This window comes from Achromobacter sp. ES-001 (assembly GCF_019448355.1).
Lineage (GTDB): Bacteria > Pseudomonadota > Gammaproteobacteria > Burkholderiales > Burkholderiaceae_B > Achromobacter > Achromobacter spanius_B.
Genome location: NZ_CP079940.1, coordinates 878,488 through 898,179 on the forward strand (window position 1 = coordinate 878,488; position 19,692 = coordinate 898,179).

General features: G+C 66.3%; 18 protein-coding genes. 7 read left to right on the forward strand and 11 right to left on the reverse strand.

Features of this window, described 5'->3' with window-relative positions; genetic code table 11:
* Positions 1-29 precede the first annotated feature (29 nt).
* Both KYT87_RS03810 and KYT87_RS03815 read left to right on the forward strand, forming a co-directional pair.
* Positions 30-677, forward strand: a complete 648-nt coding sequence (locus KYT87_RS03810; protein WP_046807634.1) for an OmpA family protein — start codon at positions 30-32, stop codon at positions 675-677.
* 10 nt (positions 678-687) lie between these two features.
* Entirely contained in the window at positions 688-1,014 is a 327-nt protein-coding gene (locus KYT87_RS03815) for a 4a-hydroxytetrahydrobiopterin dehydratase (RefSeq protein ID WP_046807633.1), read from the forward strand.
* Here KYT87_RS03815 and KYT87_RS03820 read toward each other — a convergent pair.
* The 6 genes from KYT87_RS03820 to KYT87_RS03845 form a co-directional block, all read right to left on the reverse strand.
* Positions 1,011-1,475 carry a MarR family winged helix-turn-helix transcriptional regulator gene (locus tag KYT87_RS03820; RefSeq protein WP_120153891.1) on the reverse strand — a complete coding sequence of 155 codons (465 nt, stop codon included), beginning with the start codon at positions 1,473-1,475 and terminating at the stop codon, positions 1,011-1,013. The genes KYT87_RS03815 and KYT87_RS03820 overlap by 4 nt on opposite strands.
* Positions 1,472-1,714, reverse strand: a complete 243-nt coding sequence (locus KYT87_RS03825) for a hypothetical protein (protein WP_219991721.1) — start codon at positions 1,712-1,714, stop codon at positions 1,472-1,474. The genes KYT87_RS03820 and KYT87_RS03825 overlap by 4 nt, the downstream gene beginning before the upstream one ends.
* Positions 1,711-3,372 carry an FAD-dependent monooxygenase gene (locus tag KYT87_RS03830; RefSeq protein ID WP_219991722.1) on the reverse strand — a complete coding sequence of 554 codons (1,662 nt, stop codon included), beginning with the start codon at positions 3,370-3,372 and terminating at the stop codon, positions 1,711-1,713. Before KYT87_RS03830 ends, KYT87_RS03825 begins: the two co-directional genes overlap by 4 nt.
* Positions 3,373-3,531: 159 nt before the next feature.
* A complete protein-coding gene (locus KYT87_RS03835) occupies positions 3,532-4,230 on the reverse strand; it encodes a DUF6776 family protein (RefSeq protein ID WP_046806505.1) in 699 nt (232 codons plus the stop codon).
* A 148-nt stretch (positions 4,231-4,378) separates the two neighbouring features.
* A complete protein-coding gene (gene murU, locus KYT87_RS03840) occupies positions 4,379-5,065 on the reverse strand; it encodes an N-acetylmuramate alpha-1-phosphate uridylyltransferase MurU (RefSeq protein WP_219991723.1) in 687 nt (228 codons plus the stop codon).
* Entirely contained in the window at positions 5,065-6,105 is a 1,041-nt protein-coding gene (locus KYT87_RS03845) for an aminoglycoside phosphotransferase family protein (RefSeq protein ID WP_046806503.1), read from the reverse strand. Before KYT87_RS03845 ends, murU begins: the two co-directional genes overlap by 1 nt.
* 168 nt (positions 6,106-6,273) lie before the next feature.
* On the opposite strand from KYT87_RS03845, the gene KYT87_RS03850 reads away from it, so the two are divergent.
* From KYT87_RS03850 to rsmA, 3 genes are read left to right on the forward strand one after another with little or no spacing between them, the layout of a single operon-like run.
* Positions 6,274-8,664, forward strand: coding sequence for an LPS-assembly protein LptD (locus KYT87_RS03850; RefSeq protein ID WP_120153901.1), 2,391 nt, complete (start codon positions 6,274-6,276; stop codon positions 8,662-8,664).
* The gene (locus tag KYT87_RS03855) at positions 8,661-10,247 is read left to right on the forward strand and encodes a peptidylprolyl isomerase (RefSeq protein WP_046806501.1); all 1,587 of its coding nucleotides are present in this window, start codon (positions 8,661-8,663) and stop codon (positions 10,245-10,247) included. The genes KYT87_RS03850 and KYT87_RS03855 overlap by 4 nt, the downstream gene beginning before the upstream one ends.
* Before the next feature lie 18 nt (positions 10,248-10,265).
* Entirely contained in the window at positions 10,266-11,051 is a 786-nt protein-coding gene (gene rsmA / locus KYT87_RS03860; protein ID WP_046806500.1) for a 16S rRNA (adenine(1518)-N(6)/adenine(1519)-N(6))-dimethyltransferase RsmA, read from the forward strand.
* An 87-nt stretch (positions 11,052-11,138) separates the two neighbouring features.
* On the opposite strand, the gene KYT87_RS03865 is transcribed toward rsmA, so the two are convergent.
* Positions 11,139-12,281 (reverse strand): glycerate kinase, encoded by a 1,143-nt coding sequence (locus tag KYT87_RS03865; protein ID WP_046806499.1) that lies wholly within the window; start codon positions 12,279-12,281, stop codon positions 11,139-11,141.
* Positions 12,282-12,422: 141 nt separating this feature from the next.
* Here KYT87_RS03865 and pyk point away from each other — a divergent pair, with 141 nt between their 5' ends.
* On the forward strand, positions 12,423-13,865 hold the full coding sequence (gene pyk / locus KYT87_RS03870) for a pyruvate kinase (protein ID WP_046806498.1): 1,443 nt from the start codon (positions 12,423-12,425) through the stop codon (positions 13,863-13,865).
* A 48-nt stretch (positions 13,866-13,913) separates the two neighbouring features.
* Here the strand turns inward: pyk and KYT87_RS03875 are convergent, their stop codons facing one another.
* The gene (locus tag KYT87_RS03875) at positions 13,914-15,143 is read right to left on the reverse strand and encodes a nucleoside recognition domain-containing protein (RefSeq protein WP_219991724.1); all 1,230 of its coding nucleotides are present in this window, start codon (positions 15,141-15,143) and stop codon (positions 13,914-13,916) included.
* A gap of 148 nt (positions 15,144-15,291) precedes the next feature.
* Here KYT87_RS03875 and KYT87_RS03880 point away from each other — a divergent pair, with 148 nt between their 5' ends.
* A complete protein-coding gene (locus KYT87_RS03880) occupies positions 15,292-17,601 on the forward strand; it encodes an acyl-CoA dehydrogenase (RefSeq protein ID WP_219991725.1) in 2,310 nt (769 codons plus the stop codon).
* Here the strand turns inward: KYT87_RS03880 and def are convergent.
* The 3 genes from def to KYT87_RS03895 are packed head-to-tail and all read right to left on the reverse strand — an operon-like array spanning position 17,598 to position 19,692.
* Positions 17,598-18,131, reverse strand: a complete 534-nt coding sequence (gene def / locus KYT87_RS03885) for a peptide deformylase (RefSeq protein ID WP_219991726.1) — start codon at positions 18,129-18,131, stop codon at positions 17,598-17,600. The two genes, KYT87_RS03880 and def, sit on opposite strands and share 4 nt — an antisense overlap.
* An 11-nt stretch (positions 18,132-18,142) precedes the next feature.
* A complete protein-coding gene (gloA, locus tag KYT87_RS03890; protein WP_046806494.1) occupies positions 18,143-18,538 on the reverse strand; it encodes a lactoylglutathione lyase in 396 nt (131 codons plus the stop codon).
* Between the two features lie 11 nt (positions 18,539-18,549).
* Positions 18,550-19,692 carry a 2-aminoethylphosphonate--pyruvate transaminase gene (locus KYT87_RS03895; RefSeq protein ID WP_219991727.1) on the reverse strand — a complete coding sequence of 381 codons (1,143 nt, stop codon included), beginning with the start codon at positions 19,690-19,692 and terminating at the stop codon, positions 18,550-18,552.

Consider the following 19,692-nt stretch of genomic DNA (forward strand, 5'->3'; position numbering starts at 1 on the left):
GCAGAACGATGCAATAGTTGGAGGTTGCCATGAACTCAAGAACAATGATCAACCGGATGGCCGTGGTGGCGGCGGCAGGGGCGCTGCTGGCGGGCTGTGCAACGCAACAGCAAACCAATACCGCGGTCGGTACGGGCGCGGGCGCGGCGGTGGGCGCCGGCATCGGCGCGTTGATCGGCCACGGCAAGGGCGCGGCAATCGGCGCCGGCATTGGCGCCGTGGCGGGCGGGCTGGTCGGCTACAACTGGAAGGTGGTCAAGGAAGATGTGCAGCAGTCCGGCGCATCCTCGTTGGGCATCGACGTGGTCGAAATGCCCGATGGCAGTCTCAAGGTCAACATCCCCAGCGGCGTGTCGTTCGACACGGACAAGACGCAGCTCAAGCCGGCCCTGCTGCCGGTGCTGGACAGCGTGGCCCGTTCGCTGAACCAGCATCCCGAATTGCGCACCAAGGTGGTCGGCCATACCGACAGCACCGGCGCGCTGGCGCATAACCAGACGCTATCGATCAACCGCGCCAAGAGTGTGACGGACTACCTGGCCAAGCAAGGCGTGGCGTCCGGACGCATGGCGGTGGAAGGGCGCGGCCCCAGCGACCCGATCGGCGACAATGCGACCGCCGAAGGGCGCGCGCTGAATCGGCGCGTGGAAATCTACTTGTACGCCGTCAAGCAATAAGGTCCGTCTCATGAGCATGCTTCCCCCCGCCCGTATCGGCACCGATACCGCCGTGGCCGCGCTGACCGGTTGGCAGGCCGCGGCCACGCGCGACGCCATTGAAAAGCGCTACCGCTTTCCGAACTTCAACGCGGCTTTCGGGTTCATGGCGCGCGTGGCCATGTTCGCGGAAAAGCTGAACCACCACCCGGAATGGACCAACGTCTATAACCGGGTGGACGTGACGCTGACCACGCATGACGCGGGCGGAGTGACCGAGCTGGACGTGCGCATGGCGCAGTTCATGGACGAGGCGGCTACGCAGATGGGCGCCACGGCGCCGAAGTCGGACGCCTAGCCGTCGCTGTCCGCTGCCGCGTCTTCGCGCGCTTGCAGATGCTCGATCAGGCGATCGAGCATCTGGCCCAGCGCGCGCTGTTCGTCGGCATCCAGGCAGCCGAATATTTCGTCGTTACGGCGCGCGATCAAATCAATGATGCGTTGATATTGCGCCATGCCCTCGGGCGTGGGCGTGAGCACCACGCCGCGCCCATCCGAGGCCGACAACGTTTTTTCCACCAAACCGCGTTCCACCAATGCCTGCGCCGACCGGCTGGCCTGGCCTTTGTTCAGGTTGGCCGCGCGCGCCAGGTCATTGACGGACAGCGGCGCATAGCGCCCGATGGCAGCCAGGCAGCGCGCTTCGCCCAGGGGAATGCCGCAGTCTTCCAGGTAGGCGCGATTCGTGTCCCGGTCCGTGATCTTGTTGAGCACGTGCAGGCGATACGTCAGGAATCGTTCCAGGGCAGGCGGTTTCACGTCGGGCGGGCGGTGGTGGTGGTTGTGGCGGGGGCGGCGGGATAGTTTGCCACAGCGGCCTGGTCCAGGCTGGCGCTTTCGGCCTGCGCCAGCAGCGCCAGCGCCGTGTCCGCGTCGGGCTGGCGGGACAGCAGCGACAAGCCCAATATCGAAAGAAACAGCGGCGCCTGGGATTCGCCCACGCGCGTCAGCGCTTGCGCCATGGCGGTGTACACCTGGTCTAGATCGTCGTTGTTCATGCTTGGCCTTCCTGGGTTGCGGACTGGGCGATCGAAGGATAGTAGGGCGCCAGCGCGGCGCGTAGCTGCTGGGCGTCGGGCGCGGACCAACGGCCCAGCACATAGCCGTCCGGGCGGATCAGCGTGACCAGGCCGTCGGCGGCGCCATGGCGCTGGCGCAGCTGCCCATGCGCGTCGTCCAGACAGCCAGAGCCCGAGCCCGAGCCCGAGCCCGATCCCGCCCCGGCGCCCACCTGCACGATCTGCAAGGGGTGCGGCGCGCTTTGCGTGGCCGTGGCCAGGGCATTCAATTCGCGGGCCAGCGACGCGTCGGGCGATACCGCCAGCAGCACGAAGCCCCGGCCGAAACTCTGGCTCAAGTAGCGGACAGCCGGGCCGTCTTGCAGCTGCGCATCGGGCACGGGTTGGCCGGGGGCGGCGGCGGGGCCGGCTTGCGGCGCGCCGTCGTGCAGGTTCAAGGGCGAGGCGTCGTACGAAATAGGCGCGGACTGCCGGGGGTTGATCAGCGGGCGCACCGCCTCGTCCACCAACGCCAGCCGCAACGCGGCTTCGCGCATCAAGCGAAAGCCGAAGTCCGGCGGCGCCATGAATTCCGTGCTCTTGGCGCCATAAGCCAGGTTCTGGCGGGTGGCGTGCACGCGTTCGATGCTGTAGCTGTCCAGCAGGCTGTCCGGGGCCTGGCCCTTCAAGACCCAGGCCAGTTTCCAGGCCAGGTTGCCGGCATCGTCCAGGCCGGAGTTCAGGCCGCGCACGCCAAAGATGGGCACCAGGTGGCCGGCGTCACCGGCAAACAATACGCGTCCGTGGCGGTACTGCGCCAGCGTCAGGCACTTGGCGTTGTAGACCGAAATCCACAGGGCTTTCCACGGCGCGGTTTCGCCGATCATGTCCAGATGGCTTTGCACGCGCGGCAAGACGTTTTCCGGTTTGACGGCTTCGTCGGGGTCTTCGTCGTCGCGAATCTGGTAGTCCACGCGCCACACGTTGCCGGGCTGGCGGTGCATCAGCAGGGTGGAACCGGGGTTGGACGGCGGGTCGAACCAGGCCAGGCGTTCAACGGGGCGGGTCGATGCCTGTTCGATGTCGACGATGACGTAGCGGCCTTCGTACTGCATGCCTTCCAGCTTCAGCCCCATGGCCTCGCGCACGGTGCTGCGGCCGCCGTCGCAGGCAATCAACCAGTCGGCGCGCACGGTCTGGCGCGAGCCGTCGGTGTCGATCTGGACCGTAACGCCATCGGCGTCGGCGTGCAGGCCGGCAACGCGGGCCGACCACTGCAATGCGGCCAGATCGGGGTGGCGCTGCATGGCCTGATGCGCGTATTCCTCCACCGAGTATTGCTGGATGTTGACCATGGGCGCGTAGCGCTGCAAGGGGTCGTGCGGCATCTGGAAGTGCAGCACTTCGCGGTCGCGGTAGTAGCTGCGCCCGCCCGTCCAGGCCAGGCCGGTTTCCATCAGCGGCTTGTCCGCGCCCACCCAGCCCAGAATTTCCTGCGAGCGGCGGGATATGCAGATGGCGCGGCTGCCACGGCAATAGTCGTCGTCTGCCTCGACCGTGAGCGAGGCGATGCCGTACTCGGCCAGCAGGGCGGCCAGCGTCAGGCCGACCGGGCCTCCGCCGGCAATCAACACGGGTACATGCGCGGGTAGCGGCATCTTGTCTCCAGGATATTTGGTTGTTTGCGCAACTATATTCTTCATAAGTTGCGCGCGCAACTACTTTGATGGGACGTAAAAAAACCCGCCGGATCGAATCGGGCGGGTTTCTCGAAAAGGGCGCGGCGCGCTTAGTTGCGCACGCTTAGTTGCGCACGCTTAGTTGCGCACGTTATAGATGCGCATCGCCTGCTGCTTCTGGTTGGCGTCCATGACGCGCAGCACTACCACCCGGGCGTTGAAGCCGTCAGGCAGCTTCAACTGGCCCAGCGCGTAGTCGTAGCGGTCGACATTCAGCGTGGGGCCTTCCGGGGTGACGGTTGCGGCGCGGCCATTGGAATAGCTGCCTTCGATGCTGAACGTCAGCGTGCCCTTGAACGGCGCGCCGGTGCGCTCTTCGCGCATTACCAGAACCTGGTAGTCAAGCTGGCCGGGAGCGCGCTTGAACGTGGCCGAGCGGATGCCCAGGTTGCCGCCGCGCGGGTCCGGCGGCATGGCGTCCTGGAACAGGACCAGTTCTTTGTTCAGCGTATCGATCTTGGCGCGGGCATCGGCCAGGTCGGTGGTCAGCTTTTCGTGGCCGGACTTATTGGCGTCGCGCTGTTGGGTGGCTTCTTCCAGCTGGGTTTGCAGGCGCTGGCGTTCCAGGTTGGACGCGCTCAGCTCGCTATGCAGGGACTCGGACTGCTCGACGGTCAGGCGTTGCGGGCCGTAGTTCGTTTGCAGGAAGAGCACGCCGCCCGCACCCAGGGCAATTCCCACCAGCAGCAGGACAAGCCAGCGCGGCAGGCGCCGCGTGCGTTGACCGGGTTGGTACACGGAGGGCTTGAATACAGCCCGTTGCGATCTTCCAAACATCCCCATTCCTAGAAAACTTCCTGTGTATGTGCTTGTTCGCGCGGGTGCCCGCGCGCGCCAAAGCGTCAGAGAATACCCCGTTAGCCGGGGCGGTTGGGTGCGCGGACAAGCCTGGTTGCGCACCTTGATATTGTGAAATATGTGAGCGTCAGCGTGCTGCTGCGAGGAGCTCCGCGTCCAGATCGGCAAGCCGTTGCGGGGTGCCGACATCGACCCAGCGGCCGTCGTGGCGTGCGCCGCGCGCCAGGTTTTTGGCCATTGCCTGCCGTAGCAGGGGCGCCAGGGGCGCCGCCGTGCCGCGCTGGACATCCGCGAACAACGAGGGATGGTAGACGCCGATGCCTGCGTAGGTCAAACGCGGCTCGCCGTCGGCATGCAGGACGCCATCGGGCGATAGCCGGAAATCACCGGTCGGGTGCTGCACGGGGTTGTCGACCATCAACAAGCCCACGCCACCATCGGGCACATTGGCCGCCAGGGACGGCGCCAGCGCGGGGTCCCAGTCGCACCAGACGTCGCCGTTCACAACCAGGAACGGCGCATCGCCCAGCAGGGCAAGCGCCTGGGCGATGCCGCCGGCGGTTTCCAGCGCGGTGCTTTCGGCTGAATACCGAATCCGCACGCCGAAAGCACCGCCATCGCCCAGCGCGCGTTCGATCTCGTGGCCCAGCCAGGCATGGTTGATGACGATCTGGCGGATGCCCGCCGCCGCCAGCCGTTCCAAATGCCAGACGATCAGGGGCTTGCCGCCGACCGCCAGCAGGGGCTTGGGCAGCCGATCGGTCAGCGGGCGCATGCGTTCGCCGCGGCCCGCGGCAAGAATCATGGCTTGCATCAAAAGGTGTATCCGACGCTGACCTGGCGGTCGTCCAGTTGGTCGAGCAGGCGCAGAAGGGGCGTGAAAACGCCGTAGCGCTGGGCCACCTGACGGACGTAGCCGTTCATGCGCGGCATGTGGGCCAGGTAATGCGCCTTGCCGTCGCGGTGGTTCAGGCGGGCGAATACGCCCATGATGCGCAGGTTGCGTTGCAGGCCCATCCATTCGTAGGCGCGATGGAATTCGGCAAAGTCGGCGTCCACGGGCAGGCCCGCCGCGCGCGCCATTTCCCAATAGCGGATGGCCCAGTCCAGCTGCTGCGGTTCCTCCCAGGTGGTGCGGGCGTCGGTAACCAATGAGGCCAGGTCATAGGTGATGGGACCCACCAGCGCGTCCTGGAAATCGATGACGCCGGGGTTGGGACCGTACTGCGGCTGGTCGCACACCATCAGGTTGGGCGAATGGAAGTCGCGATGCACCAGTACCTGCGCCTGGCCGCCGTTGCTGGTCGACAGCAGGGCGAAGATCTTTTCCAGGGCGTTGGCGGTCTTGTCGTCCAGCGTGACGCCGTGGTGCTTGTTGACGTACCACTCGGGGAATAGCTTGAGCTCGTCGGCCAGCCGGTTGGTGTCGTACGTGGCCAGGCCGCGGGTGGACGCCTGTTGCAAGCGCACCAGCGCGGCCAGTGCCTCGCGGTACAGCGTTTGCAGTTCGCTATCGGAAATGCCGGCCTGGATGCGCTGATAGTAGGTTTGCTCACCCAGGTCGGACAGCAGCAGCAGGCCCTGGTCCAGGTCCTGTTCCAGCACCTGGGGCACGTTCAGCCCGGCTTCGGCCAGCAGTTGGCCCACGTGCAGGAAGGGGCGGCAGTCTTCGTGCGCCGGCGGCGCGTCCATGACAATCAGGGTGCGCTCGCCGGCGTCCAAACGGAAATAACGGCGAAAACTGGCGTCGGCGGAGGCCGGGCGCAGCGTGTCCACGGCCAGGTTCAAGGCTTTGGGCAGGCTTTCCAGCCAGTTGCGGATCTGCACCAGGCGGGGGTCGTGATCGTTTTTCAAGGAAGATCCGTGTCAGAAGGGCAATATTGCTGAAATTTGCATTCGGCGCACATAAGGCTGGGCGTATGGCGCGGCTTCTCTATAATACCGGCTCGTTTACACCAGCATCGGCCGTTCTCCGCCGCCAATGCCAGGTTTTCCCATCGTCAAAAAGGGCTGTTTTCACTCGTGCGCAAGGTTCGGTGGTTGATCCTCTCTGCTGTCAGCGTGGCCGCCGGAGCCGTCCAGGCTCAAGGCAGCCAAGGTTCGACTCCCGCGGCGTCCGCAGCAACCGCGACCTCCGCGGCCCCCGTGTTGCGTACGTCGCCGGGTCTGCGCATTCACCGCCTGCCCGATGAAAGCATCCCCGCGTACCTGGAAGCCGACAGCATCGAGGGCGACCCCGATTCCGACCTGACCCTGAACGGCAGCGCGCAAGTGCGCCGCATTGATGGCGTCATCAAGGGCGACCGCATCAACTACCGCAAGGACACCGGCGAAGTCGATGTCCAGGGCAGTGCGCGCATGATGCGCGACGGCACCTTGGTGACCGGCCCCAACGCCAAGTTCAATGTCGACAAATATTCAGGCCAGGTCGAAAAGCCCAACTTCTGGATGGGCGCCACCGGCGGCTTCGCCGTTGCCGAACACGCCGACATCTTCAGCAAGTCGCAGATGCGGCTGCATACGGTCACGTACAGCGGCTGCTCGTGCGAAACGCCGTCCTGGTACATCAAGGCCAACACCGTCGACATCGATTTCGACGAAAACGAAGGCGTGGCGCGCAACGGCGTGCTGTATTTCAAGGACGTGCCGATCCTGGCGTCGCCCTACATGACCTTCCCGGTCAAGAAAGAACGCAAGTCGGGCTTCCTGATGCCGACGTACGGCACCACCAGCCAGGGCGGCTTCGACATTTCGCTGCCGTACTACCTGAACCTGGCGCCCAACTATGACATGACGGTCCAGCCGCGCTACTTTTCCAAGCGCGGCATGCAGCTGGGCGGCGAATTCCGCTACCTGGGCTCGTCCTATCTGGGCACCCTGGACGGCACCTACCTGCCTAACGACAACGTCACCAGCGAAGACCGCTGGATGTACTGGTGGCGCCACCAGCAGACGTTCTCGCACGGCTTCTACGCCGACTGGGACATCGCCAAGGTTTCTGACGACGACTACTTCCGCGACATCTCGCAGCTGGGCCTGAACCAGGCGTCGACCACCTACCTGCCGCAGCGCGGTCGAGTGGGCTGGGCCTCCAACTACTGGAGCACGTACGCACAGGTCTACAAGTACCAGACGCTGCAGGATCCGGACGCGCCGCTGGTGCCGCCGTACGACAAGGAACCCGAGTTGTACCTGCGCGGTGCGCGCTATGACTGGGGCGGTTTCGACGTTGACTGGACGTCTACCGCCGTGCGTTTCCGCCGTCCCGATTTCGGCTCGACCGTTCGCTACCCTGACGGCGACCGCTTGCAGTCCTACCCGACGGTGTCGTACCCCATCGTGCGCCCGGGCTGGTTCATCATCCCCAAGGCGGGCGTGAACTACACCCAGTACCAGACCAAATGGTATGGCGTGGATGCGCTGGGCCTGAACGGCGGTTCGGCCGACGGCCTGCCGCGTTCGCAATCGCGCACCGTGCCGATCATGTCGCTGGACGCCGGCCTGATCTTCGAACGCGACACGTCGCTGTTCGGCAAGGCGTCCACGCAAACGCTCGAACCGCGCCTGTACTACCTGCGCGTGCCGTACCGCGACCAGTCCAAGATGCCGGTCTACGACACGTCGCTGGCCGACTTCAGCTTCTCGCAGGCCTTCGAAGAAAACATCTACACCGGCGGCTGGGACCGTATCTCGAACGCCAACCAGCTGACGGCCGCCTTGACCACGCGCTGGCTGGACGCCAATACCGGCTTCGAGCGCATGTCGCTGGCCGTGGCGCAGCGCCTGTATTTTGAAGATCAAAAGGTCACGCTGCCGGGTGAAACGCCGCGTGAAAACGTGCGGTCCGACTTCCTGGTGGGCGCCAGCGCGGCGCTGACCGACACGCTGAGCACCGACGTGGCCGCTCAGTACAATCCTTACCAGAACCAGTGGTCGCGCGGCTTGGTCAGCGCACGCTGGTCGCCGCAGCGCCTGACCACGGTGGCGCTGTCGTATCGTTATCAGCGCGATCCGCAACCGGGCGTTCAGTATCAGCCCCAGGGCCAGAACCAGGTCAGCCTGGCGTTGCAATGGCCGTTCAACAAGCGTTGGTACGGCGTGGGTCGCGTGGATTATTCCTTGCGCTCCGGGCCGTCCAGCACGGTGGCCAACACGACGGAATCTCCCCGTGTCACGCAGGCCATCGCCGGCGTCGAGTACAAGGGCGATTGCTGCTGGGTGGGCCGCGTGGTCTACCAGCGCTATGCTGTATCGGCAACGGACGCGAACTCCGCTGTGTTCTTCCAGCTTGAGCTGACCGGTCTGGGTTCCCTGGGAACCGACCCGATGAACCTGCTGAACAGAAGTATCCCCGGCTACACCAGCATTACACCGCCCGTGCCGGCTGGGACCACATTTGAAAGGTATGAATGATGCGTAGGTTGCACTCTTTGCGCCGCCTGTCCGGCAGTGCGCTGTTGTTGGCCTTATGCGCCGGCCTTCCCGCCGCGCACGCGGCCGAGCCAACAGGCCGGGCCGCGAACAATGGCGCCAAGGCCGCGCCCGCCGCTCAGAAAACCACGCCAGCGCCCAAGGGCGAGCAGTTCGTGGACGGCATCGCGGCCGTGGTCGACAAGGACGTGATCACGTTGCGCGAACTGCGCGACGCGTCCATCCGCATTTCGACCGAGCTGAAATCGCGCGGCATCCAGGTGCCCGACGACCAGACCTTGCAGCATCAAGTGTTGCAGCGCCTGATCATGGAACGCGTGCAACGCCACGAAGCCGACCGGCTTGGCATTCGCGTGGACGATGCCCAGGTGGACCAGGCCATCCAGACCATCGCGGCGCGCAACAAGATCAGCGTGGCGCAACTGCGCGGCGAAATCGAAAAGTCAGGCACCAATTGGGATGCCTACCGCAAGTCGCTGCGTGACGAGATCCGCACGGATCGCTTGCGCCAGCGCGCGGTGGATTCCACCATCGTCATTTCCGACACCGAGGTCGACGCGTTCCTGAAGGACCAGCGCCGCAACCCGGCGTTTGGCGCCGCGCCGCAAGCGCAGCAGCAGCCACAACCGCAGGCGCAGCCCGAGCCCGCGCCCGAGCAGGCCGCCGCGCCTTCCGGGCCGATGCTGTACGCGCTGGCCCAGATTCTGGTGCGCGTGCCGGAAGGCTCCACCCCGGAACAGCTGGCGGTGCTGCGCAAGAAGGCCGAAGACATCCTGGCGCGCGCCAAGCGCGGCGACGATTTCGCCAGCCTGGCGGCAGCATCGTCGGATGGCCCCGAAGCCTTGCAAGGCGGCGTGATGGGCGTGCGTCCGCTGGACGGCTGGCCCGACCTGTTCGTCAAGGCCATCGGCAATCTGCAAAAGGGCCAGGTCAGCAACCTGATCCAAAGCGGCAACGGCTTCCACATCATCAAGGTGATGGACCGCGGCACGGCCCAGCCGGCGCCTGGCCGCACCGCGCGCACGCCGGCCCCCACGCCGGCACCGCAGCCCGCCGCGCGTCCGCAAGCGCCCGCGCAGCAAGGCCCGACCAAGGTCATGCAGACCCGCGCGCGCCACATCCTGATCAAGACGTCCACCGTCATGAGCGACGAAACCGCGCGCCAGCGCCTGGAACAGGTGCGCCAGCGCCTGGTGTCGGGCGGCGCCAAGTTTGAAGACATGGCGCGTCAGTATTCGCAGGACGCCACCGCGCCGCAGGGCGGCGAACTGGGATGGCTGAACCCGGGTGAAACCGTGCCGCCGTTCGAAGCCGCCATGAACGCGCTGAAGCCGGGCGAAATCAGCCCGCCGATCCAGTCGCCCTTTGGCTGGCACCTGATTGAAGTCGAAGAACGCCGCGAACACGACGCCACCGACGACCTGGCCCGCATGAAGGCGCGCCAGATTCTGTTCGAGCGTCGCGCCCAGCCTGCTTTTGAAGACTGGCTGGAGCAATTGCGTGCTCAGGCTTACGTCGACAACCGGCTTGAAAAGCAGCAAAAGATCCAGCAGAACAACCGCTAAACGCATTACGGGCTTTTCATGTCTCAACACCAGGCGCGCAAGCGCTTCGGCCAGAACTTCCTGACCGACGAAAGCGTCGTCGAGTCCATCGTCCGGGCGGTTGGCCCCGCCCGTGACGATGCCGTGGTCGAAATCGGCCCAGGGTTATCTGCCTTGACCCGGCCGCTGCTAGAGCGTCTGGACCATCTCACCGCCGTGGAAATCGACCGCGACCTGGCCGCGCGCCTGCGCAAGCAGTTTGATGCGTCGCGCCTGACCGTGGTCGAAGCCGACGCGTTGACGGTGGATTTCTCGCAATTCGGTAGCGCGCTGCGCGTGGTGGGCAATCTGCCCTACAACATTTCCAGCCCGCTGCTGTTCCATCTGATGACGTGGGCCGACCACATCCGCGACCAGCATTTCATGTTGCAGCGCGAGGTCATCGACCGCATGGTGGCGCAAGCGGGCTCCGGCGATTTCAGCCGCTTGTCCGTGATGTTGCAGTCGCGCTATCGCATGCACAAGCTGTTCGATGTGCCGCCCGAAGCGTTCGATCCGCCGCCCAAGGTGGTGTCGGCCATTGTGCGCATGGTGCCGCTGCCGGCCGACCGCCTGCAACCGGTCAGCGTGCGTGCCTTTGAAACCGTGGTGGCGCGCGCCTTTTCGCAGCGCCGCAAGATGCTGCGTCGCGTGTTGGCCGACTGGGCGCCGCAAGTGCCCTGGGAAGCGCTGGACATTGCGCCGACCGCGCGCGCCGAGGATATTTCGGTGGACCGGTATATCCGCCTGTCGGATGCGCTGGTGGCAGCGGGCCTGCTTCAATAAGCGCAAAGCGCGCAGCGCTTCAAGCGGGCGTGGCGCGTGTCACGCAATGCAAGCGTGGCGCATGCCACGCTATCCGCGCCAGGCGCATCACAACATCCGTTTTTGCGCGGCCATCCATAGCTGCATGACGTCGCGCGCACGCTCGGCAAGCAGCTTTTCCGCGTCGGCCAGTGCTTGTTGCAACGTGATGGGACCGGGCGCCAAACTAAAGGCGGCGCTGATGCCGCCGGCGTGCAGCGCTTCGTAGCCCTCACCCAACGACCCCGCCAGCGCCACCACCGGCACGCCGGCCTGCTGCGCGATCTTGGCCACGCCCGCCGGGGTTTTGCCGCGCAGCGTTTGCGCGTCCATGCGGCCTTCGCCGGTGAACACCAGCGTGGCGCCTTCGATGGCGTCGGCCAGGCCGCCAAGCTCGGCCACAATTTCCACGCCCGGGCGAAAGTGCGCCTGTAAGAACGCCTTGGCCGCAAAGCCCAGGCCACCCGCCGCGCCCGCGCCGGGTTCGTTGCGATGGTCCACGCCCAGGTGGCGCGCGCACACATCGGCAAAATTGGACAGCATCTGGTCCAGCGCCAATACCTGTTCCGGCGTGGCGCCTTTTTGCGGCCCGAACACGTGCGATGCGCCATGCGGGCCGCACAGCGGATTGTCGACGTCTGACGCGATATCGATGTGGATCCTGGCCAGGCGCGGATCCAGTCCGCGCGTGTCGATGGCGGCCAACTTGCCCAGCGCGCCGCCACCGGGCGGCAGGCTGTTGCCGCCCGCGTCCAGCAGGCGCACGCCCAGCGCCGTCAGCATGCCGGCGCCCGCGTCGTTGGTGGCGGACCCGCCCAAGCCCAGGATGATGCGCGTGGCGCCCGCGTTCACGGCCGCCAGCATCAGCTCGCCCACGCCGTGGCTGCTGGCGCGCATCGGGTCACGCTTGGACGGCGAGATCAGTTCCAGCCCCGCCGCGGCCGCCATTTCGATCACGGCCGTGCCGTCTTCCAGCAGGCCCCACACGGCATCGACCTTGTAGCCCAGCGCGTCGTTCACCGTCAGCTGCTGTTCCTTGCCGCCGGTGGCGGCCAGCACGGCTTCGACCGTGCCTTCGCCGCCGTCGGCCATGGGCACGCATATCGTGTGGGCGCCGGGGCAGGCGGCTTTCACGCCGCGCGCAATGGCCGCCGCCGCGTCGGGGGCGGACACGCTTTCCTTGAAGGAGTCGGGAGCAATGACGATTTTCACGGGTTGGGGTCGCCTCGTAATCGGTGGGAGTCAGGGCTGGAGTAACCGCTGGAATAACTGCTGGAGCAAGGGCCATGATACCCGCGCCGACGCAGGCGGCGTACCATAGCGCTTTCGTTGTTTTTGCGAGAGTGGACCGTCATGCCTGTATTGCGCCGCACCAAAATTGTTGCCACCTTGGGGCCTTCGACTTCGACGCCCGAACGCATTGAAGCGCTGATCCGCGCCGGCCTTGACGTGGCCCGTTTGAACTTCTCGCACGGCAGCGCGGACGACCACCGCGACCGCGCGCGCCTGGTGCGCGACATTGCCGCCAAGCAGGGCCGTTTCGTCGCCATCATGGGCGACCTGCAAGGCCCCAAGATCCGTATCGCGCGCTTCACCGACAAGCTGGTGCAACTGCACGTCGGCCAGCCATTCACGCTGTCGCGCGTGCATCCCAAGGATGCGGGCACGGCCAGCATCGTCGGCATCGATTACCCGGAACTGGTCACGGATTGCCGCGTGGGCGACGAACTGCTGCTGGACGATGGCCGTGTCGTGCTGGTGGTGGACCGCGTCGAAGGCGATGAAGTCCACACCACCGTTACGGTGGGCGGCCCGCTGTCGAACAACAAGGGCATCAACCGCCGTGGCGGCGGCTTGTCCGCGCCCAGCCTTACCGACAAGGACCGCGTCGACATCAAGCTGGCGGCCGAAATGGAACTGGATTACGTGGCCGTGTCGTTCCCGCGCTATGGCAGCGACATCGACGAAGCCCGCGCCCTGTTGGCCGAGGCCGGCAGCCAGGCATGGATCATCGCCAAGATCGAACGCGCCGAAGCCGTGGCCGACGACGAAGCGCTGGACTCGCTGATTCGCGCCAGCGATGGCGTGATGGTGGCGCGCGGCGACCTGGGCGTGGAAGTGGGCGACGCCGAACTCGTCGGCATCCAGAAGCGCATCATCCAGCACGCGCGCACGCTGAATAAGGTGGTCATCACCGCGACGCAGATGATGGAATCCATGATCTCCAGCCCCATGCCCACGCGCGCCGAAGTGTCGGACGTGGCCAACGCGGTGCTGGACTACACCGACGCCGTGATGCTGTCGGCGGAAAGCGCCTCGGGCCAGTATCCCGTTGAAACCGTGCAAGCCATGGCGCGCGTTTGCCTGGGCGCGGAAAAGCACCCGACGTCCACGGTGTCGCATCACCGCATGGGCGAGACCTTCACGCGCTGCGATGAAACCATTGCGCTGGCGGCCATGTACGCGGCCAACCACTTTCCGGGTGTCAAGGCCATCATCGCCTTGACCGAGAGCGGGCACACGCCGCTGATCATGTCGCGCATTCGTTCGGGCGTGCCGATCTACTGCTACAGCCCGCACAGCCTGACGCAGAACCGCGTGGCGATGTTCCGGGGCGTCTACACCATTCCGTTCGCGCCGTCGGACTACGAACCGGCCGAACTCAGCGAGGCCGCCATCGACGAACTGCGCAAGCGCAACCTGGTCAAGACGGGCGACTGGGTCATCCTGACCAAGGGCGATTTCTACCGCGACAGCGGCGGCACCAACGGCATGAAGATCCTGCTGGTGGATTGATTCGGGCTGGTGGGGCCGCGACCCGGCCCCGCACGCCCGGGCCGGCTTTCAGCCAAAGAACCAGTAGCACACGCCGATGGCGGCCATCACGCCGGCCGCATCGGCGACCAGCGCGCAGCCCACCGCGTGGCGCGCGCGTAATATCCCCACCGACCCGAAGTACACCGCCAGCACGTAGAAGGTGGTTTCGGTGCTGCCCTGCATCACGGCCGACAGCAGGGCGGGGAAGCTGTCCACGCCGAAATGCGTCATGGTTTCCAGCATCATCGCGCGCGCCGCGCTGCCGGAAAACGGCTTGACCAGCGCGGTCGGCAGCGCGTCGACAAAGCGCGTGTCCCACCCGGCTTGCAGCGCCAGCCAGCGGATGCCGTCCAGCAGAAAATCCAGCGCGCCCGATGCGCGCAGCACCCCCACCGCGCACAGCATGGCCACCAGATACGGCAGCAGGCTCTTGGCAATGTCGAAGCCTTCCTTGGCGCCCTCGATGAACGTTTCGTAGACCGGCACCTTTTTCCAGGCGCCCACGACCATGAACGCCAGCAGGATGCCGAACAGCGCCAGGTTGCCCATCACGGACGATAACGATGCGATGGCCGCGGCCGACATGCCGGCCAGCAGCGCCATGAAGCCGCCCATGAGCAAGGCCGCGCCGCCCAGCCACAGCATCACCACCGGGTCGGTCAGCCGCAGGCGCTGGCACACGGCCACGGCCAGAAAGCCCGCCAACGTGGACGCGCTGGTTGCCAGCAGGATGGGCAGGAATACCAGCGTGGGGTCGGCCGCGCCCTGCTGCGCGCGGAACATGAACAGCGTGACGGGCAGCAGCGTCAGCGATGACGCGTTCAGCACCAGGAACAGGATCTGCGCGTTGCTGGCGGTTTCAGGCGTGGGATTCAGGGATTGCAGTTCGCGCATGGCGCGCAGGCCGATGGGGGTGGCGGCGTTGTCCAGCCCCAGACCGTTGGCCGCGAAGTTCAGCGTGATCAGACCGATGGCGGGGTGATTGCGCGGCACGCCGGGCATCAGGCGGGCGAACAGCGGCCCCAGCAGGCGCGCCAGCTTTTCCACCAGCCCGGCGGCTTCGGCGATGCGCAGGAAGCCCAGCCACAAGGTCAGCGTGCCGAACAGCAGCACCATCACTTCGACCGACACGCGCGCCATGTCGAACAGGCTGGCCACCATCAGGCGAAAGACGTCGGGGTCTCCAATGGCCAGCCAGCGGTACAGCGCGGCGGCGGCGGCGGTCAGGAAGAAGCCCAGCCAGAGTTTGTTCAGCATGCGTGACGATGCCCGGACAGCGGTTGATTGCGCACCAGCGCGGGGACGCTCATTGTCGCAGAGTCAGCCCTGGCCAGCTTGGCCGCGCGGCGCCAATTCTGGTACTTTGGGCCGAACCGCCCTAGGGCCATAACAGTGAGGGACACTCATGGATTTCAATGCCTGGCGCCGTCGCCGCATCTCGGAACCCGCGTACCGCTGGGCGCGCAACGCCTTGCCCCCCATGTCGGCCACCGAGCGCGAGGCCATCGAGGCCGGAGACACCTGGTGGGACGCCGACCTGTTCACCGGCAACCCCAACTGGCGCAAGCTGCTGGACGTGCCCGCCGCCACCCTCACCCCCGAAGAGCAGGCGTTTATCGATGGCCCGGTGGCGCAGCTGTGCGGCATGCTGGACGAATGGGACATCACCTGGAACCGGCGCGATCTGCCACCGCAGGTCTGGAGCTTTCTGAAATCGCAGCGCTTTTTCGGCATGATCATTCCGCGGCGCTATGGCGGGCTGGGCTTTTCCCCGTACGCGCATTCCGAAGTGGTGCGCCGCATATCGGCCTATTCCATCACGGCGGGCGTGACCGTCATGGTGCCCAATTCACTGGGCCCCGGCGAACTGCTGATGCAGTTCGGCACGCCCGCGCAGCGTGATTACTGGTTGCCGCGCCTGGCCGATGGCCGCGAGGTGCCGTGCTTCGGGCTGACCAGCCCCGAGGCGGGCTCGGATGCCGCGTCCATGGTGGACACCGGCGTCGTCTGCCGCCAGGTGGTCGATGGCCGCGAACTGATCGGTATCCGGCTCAACTGGCACAAGCGCTACATCACGCTGGGGCCGGTGGCCACGGTGTTGGGGCTGGCGTTCAAGATGTCAGACCCCGACGGCATTCTGGGCGGCCCGGCAGACATCGGCATTTCGGTGGCGCTGGTGCCCACCGAGGCGCCGGGCGTGGAAATTGGCCGACGCCATCTGCCGGCCATGCAGGTGTTTCAGAACGGCCCGAACAAAGGGCGCGATGTGTTCGTGCCGCTGGATGCGCTGATCGGCGGCGAGGCCCGCGCCGGCCAGGGCTGGAAGATGCTGATGAGCGCGTTGGCCGCCGGGCGCGGCATTTCGCTGCCGTCGCTGTCGGCCGCCGCCGCCGTCATGTGCGCGCACACCACCGGCATGTACGCGCGGGTGCGTGAGCAGTTCGGCATCCCCATCGGCAAGTTCGAAGGCGTGCAGGAACAGCTGGCCCGGCTGGCGGGCAACGCCTATCTGGTTGAGGCGGCGCGCCGCCTGACCTGCGCCGCGCTGAACCAGGATGTAAAGCCGGCCGTCGTGTCCGGCATCATGAAATACCACGCCACCGAGCGCATGCGCGATTCGGTCAACGCCGCGATGGACGTGCACGCGGGCCGCGCGGTCATCGACGGCCCCAGCAACTACCTGGGCGCGCTGTACCGCGCGGTGCCCATCGCCATCACGGTCGAAGGCGCCAACATCCTGACGCGCAACCTCATCATCTTCGGGCAGGGCGCCATCCGCGCGCATCCCTATCTGATGCCCGAAATGCTGGCGCTGGCCAACCCCGACGAAGAACGCGGTATCGAGGTGTTCCATGACGTGTTCTGGCGCCATCTGCGGCACGCCGGCAAGAACACGCTGCGTGCGATCGGGCGCGCCTGGTCGGGCGCCTTGCTGGCGCCGTCGCCGGTGTCCGGCCCCACGGCCGGGCATTACCGGCGGCTGGGACGCTATGCGTCCGGCTTTGCGCTGTTGGCCGACGCCACGTTGGCGCAATTGGGTGGCGGGCTGAAGCGGCGCGAAATGATCTCGGCGCGGCTGGGCGATGTGTTGTCGCAGCTTTACCTGCTGTCGGCGGTGCTCAAGCGTTGGGAAGACGAAGGCCGCAAGCACGACGATCTGCCGCTGGTGCATTGGTGCATGGAACAGGGCTACGCCAGCATCGAGAAAAGCCTGGATGACGTACTGCGCAACCTGCCGGGCCGCGTGCTGGCGTGGGGCCTGCGCGCCGCCATCCTGCCGTGGCGCCTGGCACGCGGGCCGAACGACGCCTTGACGCGCGCCTGCGCCGACCTGCTGTTGAAGCCATCACCCACGCATGACCGGCTGGCGGCCGATCTGCATCGCGAGCCGGGCAGCGGCGCGGGGGCTGGCGTACTGCTGGGCGGCGGCCGCGCGGGTATCGACCCCTTGGCGGATCTGACCCGCGCCTTCGCGCTGGTTGAAGCGGTGCAGCCCATCCGCGACCGCCTGCGCCAGTCGAACGTGCGCAATTGGCGCCAGGCGCATCAGCTGGGCGCCATCACGGACGCCCAGGCCGCGCAGCTGGAGGCGGCGGACGCGATGGTGTCCAAGGTCTTGCAGGTGGATGACTTTGCGCCGCAAGAGCTGTCGCCCCAGGCGGCAAGCCCTGATTCGACGTCCGCTTCCGACCAGGCCCCGGAACCCGACGCTTAGTCGTCGGCGTTCGGATCCATGCCCGGAAACAGGACTTCAGTGAAGCCGAACTTCGTGAAATCCTGAATGCGCGACGGGTACAGGCGGCCGATCAGGTGGTCGCATTCGTGCTGCACCACGCGGGCATGAAAGCCTTCGGCTTCGCGCTCGATCAACTGGCCATACGGGTCGCGGCCGCTGTAGCGGATGTGGCGATAGCGCGGCACCAGCCCGCGCAGGCCGGGCACCGACAGGCAGCCTTCCCAGCCGTCTTCCATCTCGTCCGACAGCGGCGTGATGACCGGGTTGCACAAGATGGTCTGCGGCACGGGGGGCGCGTCGGGATAGCGGTCGTTGCGGTCAAAGCCGAAGATCACCAATTGCAGGTCCACGCCGATCTGCGGCGCCGCCAGCCCCACGCCTTGCGCGGCCGCCATGGTTTCAAACATGTCGTCGATCAGGGCGTGCAGCTCGGGCGTGTCGAATGTATCGACGGGTGGGGCCGCGCGCAGCAGGCGCGGGTCGCCCATTTTCAGGATGGGGTGGATCATGGCGGTACGCGTCAGTCCTGACGGCCTTTCTTCTGGATGAACTCGATCTTGTAGCCGTCCGGGTCTTCCACAAAGGCGATCACGGTCTTGCCGTGCTTCATCGGACCGGCTTCGCGGGTGACCTTGCCGCCGCGTTCCTTGACCTTGTCACAGGCTTCGTAGGCGTTGTCCACTTCCAGCGCGATGTGGCCGTAGCCGTTGCCCAGGTCGTACTTTTCGGTGTCCCAGTTGTGGGTCAGTTCGATGACCGCGCCTTCGGATTCGTCTTGATAACCCACGAAGGCCAGCGTGAACTTGCCTTCCGGGTAGTCGTTGCGGCGCAGCACGCGCATGCCGAGCACGTTGGTGTAGAAATCGATGGATTTATCAAGGTTGCCGACTCGCAGCATGGTGTGGAGCATACGCATGGAGATCTTCCTTAGGCGATGAGGGGTTGTGGCAGGAACCCGGGGTTGCCCGAGTGTTGCCGCGTAATGCCGATGTCGCGCAGTGCGCCGCCCATGGCGGCGACCGCCTGCCGCATCTGGTCCGCGCCAAAGGCGCCGATGCAGCCGACCCGGAACGTGGGTTGTTCGGTGTTGAAGAAATTACTGAGCACGTAGCCGCGCGCCTTCAGGGCGTCCACGAACAATTGCAGATGCCAGTTCGGGGAATCCGGCGCATGCACGTTGACGACGATGGGGCCTTGCAGATCGCGCGACAGGTAGGGCGTCAGGCCCAGTTCGCTGACGCCATCATAAAGCGTGCGCATGTTGGCCGTGTAACGCGCCAGCCGCGCCTCGCGGCCTTCCTGGCGGTACAGGTCCAGCGCCACGGCCAGCGCCGCCAGCGTGGGTGCGGGCGGCGTGAAGCGCGGGCCGGCATTGGGCGCCAGCGTGTGTTGATAGATGTCGGCCAGGTCCAGCGACCAGCTGCCCGCGTTGCCGCGCGCGGCCTCCAGGCGGTCGCGGCGGGCCACGACGAACGCGGCGCCGGGCAGCCCTTCCAGGCATTTATTGGCCGTCAGCACCACGGCATCCACGGCGGGCAGGGAGGAGACATCCAGCGGCAACGCCCCGAAGGCGGATACCGCGTCGACGATGACGCGGCGGCCCAGCGCGTGGGCAATGCGCGCCAACGCCGGCACGTCGTGGCAGATGCCGCTGCCCGTTTCACTATAGACCAGCGCCAGGTGCGTCAGCGTGGGGTCTTGTTCCAGCGCGGCGGCCACGGCGGCCGGGTCCAGGCGTTCGGTGGCGCCCACCGCCAGCGGCACGGCGATGCGTCCGGCGTCGCTGGCCAACTTTTGCAGGCGCGCCGCGTACGCGCCGGTGGACGGCGCCAGCAGGCGGCCGCCGGGCGGCACGAAGGTGCGCACGGCGGCTTCCACCGCAAAGTGGCCGCAGCCGGGCAGCGCCATTGCCACGTGCTCGTCGGCCGAGCCCTGGGCCACCTGCAAGACGCCGTCGCAGACCTGTCGGTAGGCTGCGCGGAAATCGTTGTCCCACGGCGCGTAGTCTTGCGCCATGGCGGCCTTCACCCGCGCGTCGGTCGTGACCGGGCCAGGAATCAGCAGCAACAT